Origin of the sequence: Streptomyces vinaceus (genome assembly GCF_008704935.1) — a bacterium.
In the GTDB taxonomy this organism is placed as follows: domain Bacteria; phylum Actinomycetota; class Actinomycetes; order Streptomycetales; family Streptomycetaceae; genus Streptomyces; species Streptomyces vinaceus.
In genome coordinates, this window is sequence record NZ_CP023692.1 from 1,166,278 (window position 1) to 1,178,735 (window position 12,458).

Here is a 12,458-nt window from a genome sequence, read left to right on the forward strand (position 1 = left end):
GGGCCGGTCAGGCGCTCCCCAAGGAACGGGCCGGGTTCGCGGGCGGTTGCTGCCGGTCGGGGCCGCCGAAGGGGTCGTACGGGGCGTCCTGGCCGGACGGGGCGAAGGGGTCGTCGCCACGGCCGAAGGGGTCGCCCTGGGTGAAGGGGTCCCCCTGCGCGAACGGGTCCCCCTGGTCGGGCTGGAGCGGCCGGGAGCCGTCGGCCTCCTGCGGGAGCCCCTGGTCCCCGAGGGCGTCCGGGGGTACGTCGCCCTGCTGGTTCGCGGGTGCGTCGGGCCGCGGGGCGGCCGGGGGCTGCCCGGGGCGCTGCTGCTGCGGGGCCGCCGGGGAAGGCTGGGCGGGCCGGTCCGGCCGCGCCTGCTGGTCCGGGGCTGCCTGCTGGTCCGGCCCGGCCTGCTCGCCGTGGGCCGGTACGCAGTCCGTGGCCTCGGGGGCCGGGAGCGCGCCGGGACCCGCCGGCGGCTTGGGCGGGGCCGGCGGGGCCGTTCTGGTCAGGCCGTTCGTCCCGGCGCCGGCGTCCGTCTCGGGCGGGGCGCACGGTTCGGGCGCGGCCGCCGCGGGCGGGGTCACGGGGCCGGTGGGGATGCCGTTCGCCGGGTCGAACGCGGGGACCTGCTGCGGGGTGGCGTCCTGGGCCCCGTCGTCGCCGGTCTTGCGCTCCATCCACGTGTTGTCGGCGATGTTGACGAGGACCAGGCTCTTGATCGGGTGCGGGGTCGGTTCGATGACGATGACCTGCTGGGCCTGGTAGCCGCTCCACTGCTCGCCCTTGAGCGCCGGGGAGCCCTTGGGAGCGCGCGGCGCCTGGAGCGGGTTTCCGCAGGCGCAGCGGACCCGGGGCATGCCGTGGTCGTCGACGAGGACGGCGGTGCCGGCCTGGAGGACGGACTGGAAGGCCTCGCCGCGACCCCCGCGGAAGGCGTGGTTGGTGACCCGGGTGTCGGCGCGGAGCACGACGGGGGTCAGGCCGCGCAGGAACTCGGGGAGCTTCGCCGTCTCGACGGAGACGGCCTCGGCGAAGGCCTTGGCCTTGGCGTCGTCCTCGGTGAGGGCGCGCAGCTGCTGTTCCACGTCGCAGCTGCCGAGCCGCTTGGTGCCGGCGTAGAGGCCGGGGGTGGCCGCGCCCACGGTCCGGATGCCCTGGCCGGCCGGGTTGGGCAGCGGAGGCTGCGCGGGGGCGGACTCGGCGGTCGCCGAGGAGGCGGTGAAGGGGTCGGGACCGGCCGTGCCCACGGGCTGGAGCAGGACCTCCTGGCTCTCCGGGCCAGCCGCGCTCTGCGGTTCCTCGGGAGCGCCGCACGCCGCGGCGAGCAGACCGAGGAGCGTGAAGAGGGCGGCGCGGACCGGTGTATGACGGCGTGGAGCCTGACGAGGTGTCGGTACGTGCACGTGAATCTCCCTTTCGCCCCGGTTGCTCCCTCCTGTCTGCCGCATCCCCGGGAGCACCGCAACCGGAGCGGCGCGCACGGGCGGGGGCGGAGCCGGCGGAATGCGGGGGGTGCGTCTTGAACATGTTCAAGGAATCTCGTAAGGTCACGACCGTGAGTTGAACGCGTTCAAAGCGTTCGGCCGCGCGCGGAGGGGAGTCCACGGTGACGGTACTGGTGCATCTGATCGTCACCCTGGGCATGCTCTACGTGATCCCCGCGGGCCTGCGCCTGATCGACCCGGTGGCCCTGCGCGGCACCGCCCGGATCTGGCCGCTGCTCGCGGCCCCCGGGGCCGTGTGCCTCTGGCTGCCGCGCGGCGCGATGGCCACGGTGCTCGCCGCGCTCTACGCCGCCGCCACCCTCTCCCTCGTGGCGCGGGCCGCGGTCCGGCTGCTGCGCACCGTGCGGAGTCCGGCCGCCGGAGCCGGTCCCCTCGCCCCGGCCGAGGCCGCGGTGCTCACGGCGCTGCTCGCGCCCTCGGTCGCCGGGACCGCCCTCGTCGCCGAACGCGCCGGGTACCGGCTGTTCGGCTTCGACCTGGACGTCCTGGCCCTGACCGTGCCGCACTTCCACTTCGCCGGGTTCACCGCCGCCCTGGTCGCCGGGCTCGTCTGCCGGGCCACCAGGGCGGTACCCGGCTCCGGCGCCCTGGCGCGCTGGGCCGCGTACAGCGTCCCCGGCGGGACCCTGCTGGTCCTGCTCGGCTACTTCGTGGACGACTGGGCGGAGCTGGCCGGCGCGGTGGTGCTGACCGGCGGGATGTGGGCCGTGGCGCTGCTGACCTGGCGGGATGTACGGCCGGGCGCCCGCGACCGCACCACCGGGGCGCTGCTGGCGACCTCGGCCGCCGCACTGGTGGCCACCATGCTGCTCGCCCTGTGGTGGGCGCTCGGAGAGGCCACCGGCCTCGTGCACCCCACCTTGACCTGGATGGCCGCGACCCACGGTCTCGGCAACGCGCTCGGCTTCGCCCTGTGCTCACTGCTGGCCTGGCGCCGGCTGACCCTCGACCGAACGGAGACCACGCCGTGACCCGCCTCCTCAGCACCGGCCGTGACAGCGTCAACTACCCCGACCGCGGCGCGACGCGGCGCCGGGAACTGCCCGCCGGGTACCACCACCTGCACCACCGCGCGCGGATCGGCCACGGGCAGGCCGCCTTCGAGGCCGCCGGGACCGCCGTCACCACCTTCGGCGCCCACCGGGCCTCGGGCATGCTCGTCCGGGCCGGCCACGGCGCCGTCCGGCCCGGGAGCCGGGTGGTGGTCGGGATCGGCCTCGGGCCGCTGCGGATCAGCGCCCCGTGCGAGGTGATCTGGACGGCGTACGAGCCCGCGCGCACGGGTTTCGCGTACGGGACGCTCGCCGGGCACCCGGCGTGCGGGGAGGAGTCCTTCATGGTGCTCCGGGACCCGGACGGCACGGTGTGGTTCGAGGTGACCGCCTTCAGCCGCCCGGCCGCCTGGTACACCCGGCTCGCGGGCCCGGTGATCCCCTTCCTCCAGCGGTGCTACGCCCGCCGGCTCGGCCGTACCGTGCGCAAGCTGGCCGCCGCGGCCTGATCCGCCCGATACTGGAGGGGATGGACTGGTTCACGGCGCCCGGCTACTGGCTCGGCCGGCTGGTCTTCCAGCGGGCCCTCGCCGGCGTCTACCTCTTCGCCTTCGTCGCGGCCGCCCTTCAGTTCCGGGCGCTGATCGGGGCGCACGGCATGCTGCCCGTGCCGCGCTACGTGCGGTACGTGCCGCTGCGGCGCGCCCCGAGCCTGTTCCAACTGCGCTATTCGGACCGCCTCTTCGCCGGCTGTGCCTGGGTGGGCGCGGCGGTGGCCGCGGCCCTGGCCGCGGGGGCGGGGGACCTCGTTCCGCTGGGCGCCGCCATGGGGATGTGGGCGCTGCTGTGGCTGCTGTACCTGTCGATCGTGAACGTGGGCCAGACCTGGTACTCGTTCGGCTGGGAGTCACTGCTGCTGGAGGTGGGCTTCCTCGCCGTCTTCCTCGGCAACGCCCGGACCGGGCCCCCGGTGCTGGTGCTGTGGCTGCTGCGCTGGGTGGCCTTCCGGGTGGAGTTCGGCGCGGGGCTGATCAAGATGCGCGGGGACCCCTGCTGGCGCCGGCTGACCTGCCTCTACTACCACCACGAGACGCAGCCGATGCCGGGGCCGCTGAGCTGGTTCTTCCACCATCTGCCGAAGCCCGTGCACCGGGTGGAGTGCGCCGCCAACCACGTGACGCAACTGGTGGTCCCGGTCTTGCTGTTCACCCCGCAGCCGGTCGCCTCGTACGCGGCGGGGATCATCGTGGCGACCCAGCTGTGGCTGGTCCTGTCGGGCAACTTCGCCTGGCTGAACTGGATCACCATCACGGTGGCGCTCCCGGCGATCGACTTCACCGGGCTCGCGGGCCCGCCGCCGGCCGCCGCCTCGCGGGCGGCGCCGCTCTGGTTCGCCGCTCTCGTGTGCGCGGTGACCGTGCTGGTGCTGGTGCTGAGCCGGCATCCGGTGCTCAACATGGTCTCCCGGCGCCAGGTGATGAACCGCTCCTTCGACTCCCTGCACCTGGTCAACACGTACGGGGCCTTCGGCACGGTGGGCCGGATCCGCGACGAGGTGGTGGTCGAGGGGACGGCGGAGCCGGTACCGCGGGAGGACGGGCAGTGGCGGGAGTACGGGTTCAAGGGCAAACCGGGTGATCTGCGCAGCATTCCGCGCCAGTTCGCCCCGTACCACCTGCGCCTGGACTGGCTGATGTGGTTCGCGGCCCTCTCCCCCGGCTACGCGCGGGACTGGTTCGGGCCGTTCGTGGAGCGGCTGCTGGCGGGCGACCGGGACACCCTGCGGCTGCTGCGCCACAACCCGTTCCCGGACGCCCCGCCGCTCTACGTACGGGCCCGCCTGTACCGCTACCGCTTCACCACCTGGCGGGAGCTGCGCGAGACGGGCGCCTGGTGGCACCGCACGCTGCTGCGCGAGTACCTGCCGCCCACCCGCCTCGCCGAGGCCGCCTCCTCAGAGCCCGAGTAGCGCCGCCTCCCGCTCGGGCGCGAGCCCCTTGGCCGAGCGGTCCGGGCGCTGGGGGGCCTCGCCGCCGATCGAGGTCAGCCAGGCCCAGGTGTCGGCCACGGTCTCCTCGACGGGGCGGCACACCAGACCCGCCGCCAGGGCCTTGCCGACGTCCGCGCGGAACATGTGGTCATGCGCCTCGCCCTCCGGGATCCACACCGGCAGTTCGGTCCAGGGCTCGATGCCGGCCGCCTGGATGGCGGCGGCGTCCGTCCAGCGGGGTTCGGCGACGCCGCCGGTCGCGGCGACGCAGGCGTCGAGGAAGCCGCCCATCGTGGCGTGGCCGGGCGGGGAGACCAGGTTGTAGGCACCGCCGAGGCCGGCCCCGGCGGCGTCGAGGGTCCAGCGCGCGAGGTCGCGTACGTCGACGTACTGGATCGGCAGGTCGCGCGGGCCGGGGGCGAGGAAGGGGCCGCGGCGCGCGACGCGGTTGAGCCACCAAGGCAGCCGGCCGACGTTCTCGTACGGACCGAGGATCAGGCCCGCGCGCACCAGCAGGGCGCGCTCCCCGAAGGCCGCCTCGGCCGCGAGCTCACCGCCCCGCTTGTCCTGCGCGTAGCCGACGGGGCCGGCGTCGGGCGAGCCCTCCACGAGGGGGCTCTCCTCGTCGAGCCCGGCGGGGGCGGGGTAGGCGTAGACGGAACGGGTGGAGACGTACGCGTACCGTCCCACCCGGTCGGCGAGCAGCCGGGCGGTGTCGCGTACGGCGGTGGGGGCGCCGCTCCAGGTGTCGACGACCAGGTCCCACTCCCCCGCGGCGAGGGAGTCCAGGCCGCCGGGCGTGGTGCGGTCGCCGTGCAGGGCGCGGGCGCCCGGGGGCGGGGCGTGGTGGCCGCGGTGGAAAGCGGTGACGTCCCAGCCCCGGGCCAGGGCGTCCTCGGTGATCGCGCGTCCGACGAATTCGGTGCCGCCCAGCATCAGCAGTTTCATGCGGGCCAGCGTGCCGGGGCCGGGGGGCCGGCCGGAAGCCTTGATCGCCGACAGCGATGACGCTCACGGCGTACGGCGGCCGGGAACTCCGCGCCGTCCGCGCGCGGTCGGCGCGCACCGCGGCACCGCGGCACCGCGCCCCCGGTCGCCGGTCGGCTCGGGGGCGCGCGTGTCGGTGGGGCCAGGCCGGGTCTAGTCGATGCCCGGCAGGATGTGGGGCTCCGCCAGGTCGTCCTCGTAGCCGGCCAGTCGGATCGGGGCTGACCGGGCCCAGACTTCGAGGCTCCCGAGTTCGTCGACGCGGGTGCGGAACCGCGCCCCCTGGTACGTCCTCGGCTTCTCCTCGGACTTCGTCGTCGTGTCTGTCACCGCGCACTCCTTTGTGTCGCGTAACCCGGCTCGCGAGCCGCGCGCCGGGCACAAGGGATAAAGGGTTTCCGGACGCGGTGGCGCCGTGGTGGAGCGTGGCCTGGATACGGCCGATGTGTGCCACTCAGAGTACACATATGAGCGCGCCCCCGCTCGATGGATTGGCAAAATCCGCTCGACGGCTTGATTTCGCCGCGAATTCAGGAAGTCGTACGCCGACGGGACCGTGTCGGATGGTCTGCTCGACGCCGGCAGCACGAGCGGAGTACGGGCGGCGGAGGGAGCGACGGTGGCGGCGAGGTCCGGAGTGCCGGAGGTGCCGGGGGTCGACGGCGTCGAGGAGCTGATGGAGCTCCTGCTCGCGTGCCGCGGCGCGTGGGACACGCCCGACCGCAGCGGGGATCCGGTCGATCTGCACGATCATGGGCTCCAGACTGCGGCACTGCTGCGCCGCTCGCATCCGTTCGACAAAGAGCTCCAAGTCGCAGGCCTCGTGCACGACCTGGGCCATCTGCTCTTCCCCGGGGACGACGCGGGACACGCCGACCACGCGGCGGAAGCGGTCCGTCCGCTGCTCGGCGACCGGGTGGCCCGGCTGGTACGGCTGCACGTGCCGGCCAAGCGCTACCTGGCGGCCGTGGAGCCCGACCGGGCCCTGTCCCCGCAGAGCGCGCTGACCCTGCGGGCCCAGGGCGGGGTCATGGACGAGGCGGAGGTCAGGGCCTTCGCCGCCGACCCCGACGCGGAAGCGGCGGTGACATTGCGCCAAGCGGATGACGCGGGCAAGGTCGTCGGGCTCGACGCGGGCGTGATGGAGGACTGGCGTCCGGTGCTGGAACTGGTGGCGGCGCGGGCGTACGGGCGCACGCCGTGAGACGACCGCGCCCCGGCCCCCTCGAAGGGGACCGGGGCACGGACGCGCGCGGGGGACGGGCCTACCAGTTGGCGGGCGCGTAGTCCTTGAGGAAGACTCCGTACAGGTCCTCGCCGGCCTCGCCGCGCACGACGGGGTCGTAGACGCGGGCCGCGCCGTCGACCAGGTCGAGCGGGGCGTGGAAGCCCTCCTCGGCCAAGCGCAGCTTGTCGAAGTGCGGGCGCTCGTCGGTGATCCATCCGGTGTCGACCGAGGTCATCAGGATGCCGTCGGCCTGGAACATCTCCTGGCCGCTGGTCCGCGTCACCATGTTCATCGCGGCCTTGGCGGCATTGGTGTTCGGGTGCCCCGCGCCCTTGTAGCCGCGGCTGAACACGCCCTCCATCGCCGAGACGTTGACGACGTACGCACGTCCGCTGGAGGCCTTGCGGGCGGCCTCGGCCATCGCCGGCCGCAGCGCGCTGATCAGGATGAACGGCGAGGTGTAGTTGCACAGCTGGGTCTCCAGCAGCTCGACCGGGGAGATCTGGTCGATGGTCTGGACCCAGGTGTTGCTCTCGACCACGTCGGGCAGCAGGCCGCCCGCGTCGATGGCGGTGCCGTCGAGGTGCCGTTCGATGCTCGCGTTGCCGGCGACGAGGGCGAGGTCGGCGACCTTCTGCGCGTCGAGTCCGCTCACGCCGACGGGCAGGGCGGCCAGGCCGTCGACCGCGCCGGAGTTGAACGCGCCGATGACGTGGTGGGCGGGGAGCTCGCCGGCCGGCAGCGGGGCGCTCTCGCCCTCGACCAGCGCGGCGTACGCGGTCGGCAGGCGGCGCACGGTCTGCGTCGCGTTGTTGATCAGGATGTCGAGCGGACCGGCCGCGGCGACCTGCTCGGCGAGTGCCACGGCCTGGCCCGGGTCGCGCAGGTCGATCCCGACGACCTCCAGGCGGTGCATCCACTGCGCCGAGTCCTCCATCGCCTTGAAGCGGCGGATGGCGTCCTTGGGGAAGCGGGTGGTGATCGTCGTGTGGGCACCGTCGCGCAGCAGCCGCAGCGCGATGTACATGCCGATCTTGGCCCGGCCGCCGGTGAGCAGCGCGCGCTTGCCGCTGAGGTCGGCACGGGCCTCGCGCTTGGCGCGGTTGTGGCCGGCGCACGGCTGGCAGAGCTGGTGGTAGAAGTAGTCGACCTCGACGTACCGCGTCTTGCAGATGTAGCAGGAGCGCGGGCGCTGGAGTATCCCGGCGATCCGGCCGGCCTCCGTGACCGAGGAGGGCAGGATGCCCTCGGTCTCGTCGTCGATGCGCTCGGCGGAGCCGGTCGCGGTCGCCTCGGTGACGGCCTTGTCGTTGGCGGTCTTGGCGGCGCGGCGCTCCTGGCGGCGGCGCTGCTTGACCGTGCGGTAGAGGCCGGCGGTCGCGCGGCGTACGGTGATGGCGTCGGGGTGGTCGACGTCGATCTTGTCGAGTTCCTCCAGGACGCTGAGGCAGAGCGCCAGCCGCTCGGGGTCGATGCCCGGCCCGTAGGCGTGGTCGTCCGCGCTCACGTGGTTGTCTTCGGTCACCGTCATGGCCGCTGCCGTTCCTTGCTCACTCGTCCGCGTCCGCCTGCTGCGGAAGTCCTCAAAACCGCCACTGTACGGATGCGACGCGCCCGGAACCAAACCCGTTGCCCGGCTTCTCACGCACCGCGACGGGAGCGTCACCGTGGGCAGGGTCCGGCCGGTGCCGCGGCCGTGCCTGTACTCCTCCCGGAGTATGCCTGGGGTATGACTGGTGACCACCTGTAGGGGGAGGAATAGGCCGCTGGGGTGGGGCATTGTGGAAATCATGAGTGCCCTTGCGCTGTCGGTCCTGCTCTGCCTGGTGTCCGCCCTCGCGTACGCGGGCGGCGCGATCGTCCAGGAGCAGGTCGCGGCGACCACCCCCGACCGGCCGTCCGCGCCGCTGCGCCGGGCCGGCTGGTGGTGTGCGGTCGGGCTGAACGGCCTGGGCGCCCTGCTGCACGTGGTGGCCCTCGCGTACGGCCCGCTGAGCCTGGTCCAGCCGCTCGGCGCGCTGACGATCGTGTTCGCCCTGCCGATGGCGGCCCTCTTCGTGCACCGCCGGGCGGGTGCCGCGGCCTGGCGCGGCGCGGTGATCGCCACGGTGGGGCTGGCCGGGCTGCTGGCGCTGACCGGTGGGGAGGGCGCCGCGGACCAGCCGCTGTCGGGCGGGGAGCGGAGCCTGCTGCTGATCGTGACCGGGGCCGGGGTGGCAGCGCTGGCCCTGGCGGCGCACCGGATGCACCGGGCGCACCGGCCGGTGCTGCGCAGCGTGCTGCTGGCCGTCGCGGCCGGTACGGCCTTCGGCATGGCCTCCGTCTTCACGAAGTCGGTGGCCGAGAGCGCCGAGGACCTCGCCTTCTCCGCGGGCCCGCTCGGCTCGATGTGGCCCGATCTGGCGGCGATCGCCGTGCTGGCCGCGGGCGGGCTGCTGCTCTCCCAGGCCGCCTACCGGGGCGCGGGGCTGGCCGCGCCGCTGGCCACGCTGACCGTGGTCAATCCCGTGGTCGCGGCGGCCGTCGGCATCTCGCTGTTCGACGAGGGCTTCCGGTTCGGGGCGGCGGGCACGGCGGCGGCCCTGGCCAGCGCCCTGCTGGCGGCGGCCGGCCTGATCCTGCTCGCGGTCGTGCCGCCGCACGTACGGGGGTCAGATGCTGACGCCGCGGCCCCGGAGGTACTTCAGGGGGTCGATGTCGGAGCCGTAGCCGGGGGACGTGCGCATCTCGAAGTGCAGGTGCGGTCCGGTGGTGTTGCCGGTGGAGCCGGAGCGGCCGATGCGCTGCCCGCCGGAGACCTGCTGCCCGGCCTTGACCCCGAGCGCCGAGAGGTGGGCGTACTGGGAGTACCGGCCGTCGGCGTGCCGGATGACGACCTGGTAGCCGTACGCGCCCGCCCAGCCGGCGGAGACGACGGAGCCGGGGCCGACGGCCTTGACGGAGGTTCCGGTGGCGACCGGGAAGTCGACGCCGGTGTGGTAGCCGCTGGACCAGGACGAACCGGCCACGTGGTAGGCGGTGCCGAGGGAGGCGTCCACGGGGGCGACGAAGCCGCCCGAGGCCGGCTGCTGCTGCGCTGAGGCGGGTGCGGGGGCAGGCTTCTGCGCGGGCTTCGCGGCGGGCTTCTGCTCCGCCTTCCCTGCGGTCTTCTGCTCCGGCTTCTGCGCGTTCGGCTCCACGGGCTTGACCGGCTCGGCGGTCCGCGGCGGCTTCTGCGGGTTCTGCGCGGGCGGCGGGGCCGGTGCGGTGGTGACGCGCAGGGTGAGCCGCTGACCGGGGAAGATCAGGTTGGGATCGCTGCCCACGGTGGCCCGGTTGGTCTCGTACAGCGCCTGCCAGCCGCCCTCGACGTGCTGGTCGGTGGCGATCGCCGAGAGGGAGTCGCCGGGCGCGACCACGTACGGGTTGGGCAGGACCGAGGTGCCGGTCGGGCGGGGCGTGGTGGCCGGCGCGGCGGGCGCCGCCTCCTTGACCGTGACCTGGACCTTCACCCCCTGTCCCTGGCCCTGGCCGCCCTGCGCGGAGACGGCCGGCGCGGGGCCGCTGCGCGAGAGCCCGGCCTGCTTCCCGCACACCGGCCAGGCCTGCGGGCCCTGCCCCTTGAGGACCTTCTCGGCGACCGCGATCTGCTGGTCCTTGGTGGCCTGGTCGGCGCGGGCGGCGTACGCGGTGCCGCCGAAGGCGCGCCAGGTGCTCTGGCTGAACTGGAGCCCGCCGTAGTAGCCGTTCCCGGTGTTGACGTGCCAGTTGTTGGTGGACTCGCAGTCCGCGACCTTGTTCCAGGTGTCCACCGAGGCGGCCTGGGCGGTTCCGGCGCCGATCAGAGGGAGCGCGAGCCCTGCGCCACCGGCGGTGACGACGAGCGAGGCGCGGTTGATGCTGCTCGGCACGTACCGGCGGTGCCGGCCCCGTACACCCATGGGAGCCCCCATTGAAGACATCAGGAACCGCACAACCTAACGGCGGGATCAGGGCATGACAAGGGGCGCAACAGGGCGCACGCCGGGGGAAGTTGACATTCTTTCGCATGGCGGGACGGCTTCGGCGGTTCCGGTCCCTGTAGCGTCGTTCCCACCCGCACATCGAAGCACTCAGGAGCGCATGCATGAGCAGCACCGCCCAGATCGGCGTCACCGGGCTCGCGGTGATGGGGAGCAACCTCGCCCGGAACTTCGCCCGCAACGGCTACACGGTCGCGGTCCACAACCGCACGGCCGCGAAGACCACCGCCCTGGTGGAGGAGTTCGGGCACGAGGGTGACTTCGTCGCCACCGGGTCGGCGAAGGAGTTCGTGGACGCGCTGGAGCGGCCGCGCCGTCTGATCATCATGGTGAAGGCCGGTGAGCCGACCGATGCCGTGATCCACGAGTTCGCCCCGCTGCTGGAGCCGGGCGACGTCATCATCGACGGCGGCAACGCCCATTTCGAGGACACCCGGCGGCGCGAGAAGGAGCTGCGCGAGCAGGGCATCCACTTCGTGGGCGCGGGCATCTCGGGCGGCGAGGAGGGGGCGCTGCTCGGCCCGAGCATCATGCCGGGCGGCTCCGCCGAGTCGTACGAATCCCTCGGCCCGATGCTGGAGAAGATCGCGGCGAAGGCCAAGGACGGGACCCCGTGCGTCTCGCACGTCGGCCCCGACGGCGCCGGACACTTCGTCAAGATGGTGCACAACGGCATCGAGTACGCCGACATGCAGCTGATCGCCGAGGCCTATCACCTGCTGCGCGACGTCGCCGGCTACTCCCCCGCGCGGATCGCGGAGACCTTCCGCGAGTGGAACCGGGGCCGGCTGGACTCGTACCTGATCGAGATCACGGCGGAGGTCCTCGCCCACACGGACGCCGAGACCGGGCTCCCGTTCGTCGACGTGGTGGCCGACGCGGCCGAGCAGAAGGGCACCGGCCGCTGGACGGTGCAGATCGCGCTGGACCTGGGCGTTCCGGTGTCGGGGATCGCCGAGGCGGTCTTCGCCCGTGCGGTCTCGGGCCACGCGGACCTGCGCGAGGCCGCCCGGGGGCTCGCGGGCCCGGCGGCCGCGCCGCTGCCGGCGGAGGCGGCCGACGCCTTCGCCGCGCAGGTGGAGCAGGCCCTGTACGCCTCGAAGATCGTCTCGTACACGCAGGGCTTCCACCAGATCCAGGCGGGCAGCGAGGAGTACGGCTGGGGCGTGGACCTGGGCGCGGTGTCCTCGCTGTGGCGCGGCGGCTGCATCATCCGGGCGGCGTTCCTGGACCGGATCCGTACGGCGTACGACGCGCAGCCGGATCTGCCGAGCCTGCTGGCGGACCCCGGCTTCGCGCAGGAGATCGGCGAGGCCCAGGAGGACTGGCGGGCCGTCGTGGTGGCGGCGGTGTCGCACGGCATCCCGGTGCCGGCCTTCTCCGCCTCGCTCGCGTACTACGACGCGCTGCGCGCGGAGCGGCTCCCGGCGGCCCTCACCCAGGGCCAGCGGGACTTCTTCGGGGCCCACACCTACCGGCGCACCGACCGCGAGGGCACGTTCCACACCCTCTGGAGCGGCGACCGCTCGGAGGTCCGTACGGCCTAGGGGGTGCCGCTCAGCGGCCCGGGCTGCGGGATCGGCGCGGGCCCGGGCGGCGGCGGGATCGGGTCCGGCTCGGGCACCGGCCCCGGCACGGGCGGTACGGGCCGCGGGATCGGCTCGGGATCCGGGAAGGGCCGGGGACCGGGCCCGGGCGGCACGGGGTCCGGCTCGGGCACGGGCGGTTCCGTCATCTCTACGTTTCGCACCATGCCCCCCACCTTCCC

The 12,458-nt window shown here is 74.0% G+C and carries 11 protein-coding genes and 1 pseudogene; 6 read left to right on the top strand and 6 right to left on the bottom strand.

The window, feature by feature from the left end; genetic code table 11:
- Positions 1-7: 7 nt before the first annotated feature.
- The gene (locus tag CP980_RS36335; protein WP_150492768.1) at positions 8-1,390 is read right to left on the bottom strand and encodes a DUF6777 domain-containing protein; all 1,383 of its coding nucleotides are present in this window, start codon (positions 1,388-1,390) and stop codon (positions 8-10) included.
- A 203-nt stretch (positions 1,391-1,593) separates the two neighbouring features.
- Here CP980_RS36335 and CP980_RS05240 point away from each other — a divergent pair, with 203 nt between their 5' ends.
- The 3 genes from CP980_RS05240 to CP980_RS05250 are packed head-to-tail and all read left to right on the top strand — an operon-like array spanning position 1,594 to position 4,453.
- Positions 1,594-2,463, top strand: a complete 870-nt coding sequence (locus CP980_RS05240) for a YndJ family protein (RefSeq protein ID WP_150492769.1) — start codon at positions 1,594-1,596, stop codon at positions 2,461-2,463.
- Positions 2,460-2,993: a DUF1990 family protein gene (locus CP980_RS05245; protein WP_132754455.1), complete on the top strand. Its 534-nt coding sequence runs from the start codon at positions 2,460-2,462 to the stop codon at positions 2,991-2,993. The genes CP980_RS05240 and CP980_RS05245 overlap by 4 nt, the downstream gene beginning before the upstream one ends.
- 20 nt (positions 2,994-3,013) lie before the next feature.
- Positions 3,014-4,453, top strand: coding sequence for a lipase maturation factor family protein (locus CP980_RS05250; protein ID WP_150492770.1), 1,440 nt, complete (start codon positions 3,014-3,016; stop codon positions 4,451-4,453).
- On the opposite strand, the gene CP980_RS05255 is transcribed toward CP980_RS05250, so the two are convergent.
- Complete coding sequence (locus CP980_RS05255; RefSeq protein ID WP_150492771.1) at positions 4,439-5,422, bottom strand: NAD-dependent epimerase/dehydratase family protein; 984 nt, start codon at positions 5,420-5,422, stop codon at positions 4,439-4,441. The two genes, CP980_RS05250 and CP980_RS05255, sit on opposite strands and share 15 nt — an antisense overlap.
- Positions 5,423-5,614: 192 nt before the next feature.
- A complete protein-coding gene (locus CP980_RS35000) occupies positions 5,615-5,791 on the bottom strand; it encodes a hypothetical protein (protein ID WP_165937214.1) in 177 nt (58 codons plus the stop codon).
- A gap of 346 nt (positions 5,792-6,137) precedes the next feature.
- Between CP980_RS35000 and CP980_RS05260 the strand changes: the two genes are divergently transcribed.
- On the top strand, positions 6,138-6,665 hold the full coding sequence (locus tag CP980_RS05260; RefSeq protein ID WP_150530134.1) for an HD domain-containing protein: 528 nt from the start codon (positions 6,138-6,140) through the stop codon (positions 6,663-6,665).
- 61 nt (positions 6,666-6,726) lie between these two features.
- Here the strand turns inward: CP980_RS05260 and CP980_RS05265 are convergent, their stop codons facing one another.
- On the bottom strand, positions 6,727-8,220 hold the full coding sequence (locus CP980_RS05265; protein ID WP_132754461.1) for an SDR family NAD(P)-dependent oxidoreductase: 1,494 nt from the start codon (positions 8,218-8,220) through the stop codon (positions 6,727-6,729).
- Positions 8,221-8,479: 259 nt separating this feature from the next.
- Here CP980_RS05265 and CP980_RS05270 point away from each other — a divergent pair.
- Positions 8,480-9,397 (top strand): annotated as a pseudogene (locus tag CP980_RS05270) (DMT family transporter); the annotation flags it as partial.
- Here the strand turns inward: CP980_RS05270 and CP980_RS05275 are convergent.
- Entirely contained in the window at positions 9,341-10,609 is a 1,269-nt protein-coding gene (locus CP980_RS05275; protein ID WP_132754463.1) for a transglycosylase family protein, read from the bottom strand. The pseudogene CP980_RS05270 and the gene CP980_RS05275 overlap by 57 nt on opposite strands.
- Positions 10,610-10,794: 185 nt before the next feature.
- Between CP980_RS05275 and gndA the strand changes: the two genes are divergently transcribed.
- Positions 10,795-12,237, top strand: coding sequence for an NADP-dependent phosphogluconate dehydrogenase (gene gndA / locus CP980_RS05280; RefSeq protein ID WP_132754465.1), 1,443 nt, complete (start codon positions 10,795-10,797; stop codon positions 12,235-12,237).
- Here the strand turns inward: gndA and CP980_RS35005 are convergent.
- On the bottom strand, positions 12,234-12,443 hold the full coding sequence (locus CP980_RS35005) for a hypothetical protein (protein ID WP_167535793.1): 210 nt from the start codon (positions 12,441-12,443) through the stop codon (positions 12,234-12,236). The two genes, gndA and CP980_RS35005, sit on opposite strands and share 4 nt — an antisense overlap.
- Between the last annotated feature and the right edge of the window lie 15 nt (positions 12,444-12,458).

Bases quoted from the DNA above. Each gene is read 5' to 3' on its own strand.
- gndA (WP_132754465.1), top strand. From the start codon at position 10,795: ATGAGCAGCACCGCCCAGATCGGCGTCACCGGGCTCGCGGTGATGGGG.
- CP980_RS05255 (WP_150492771.1), bottom strand. From the start codon at position 5,422: ATGAAACTGCTGATGCTGGGCGGCACCGAATTCGTCGGACGCGCGATC.
- CP980_RS05275 (WP_132754463.1), bottom strand. From the start codon at position 10,609: ATGGGTGTACGGGGCCGGCACCGCCGGTACGTGCCGAGCAGCATCAAC.
- CP980_RS05250 (WP_150492770.1), top strand. From the start codon at position 3,014: ATGGACTGGTTCACGGCGCCCGGCTACTGGCTCGGCCGGCTGGTCTTC.
- CP980_RS35005 (WP_167535793.1), bottom strand. From the start codon at position 12,443: ATGGTGCGAAACGTAGAGATGACGGAACCGCCCGTGCCCGAGCCGGAC.
- CP980_RS05260 (WP_150530134.1), top strand. From the start codon at position 6,138: ATGGAGCTCCTGCTCGCGTGCCGCGGCGCGTGGGACACGCCCGACCGC.
- CP980_RS05265 (WP_132754461.1), bottom strand. From the start codon at position 8,220: ATGACGGTGACCGAAGACAACCACGTGAGCGCGGACGACCACGCCTAC.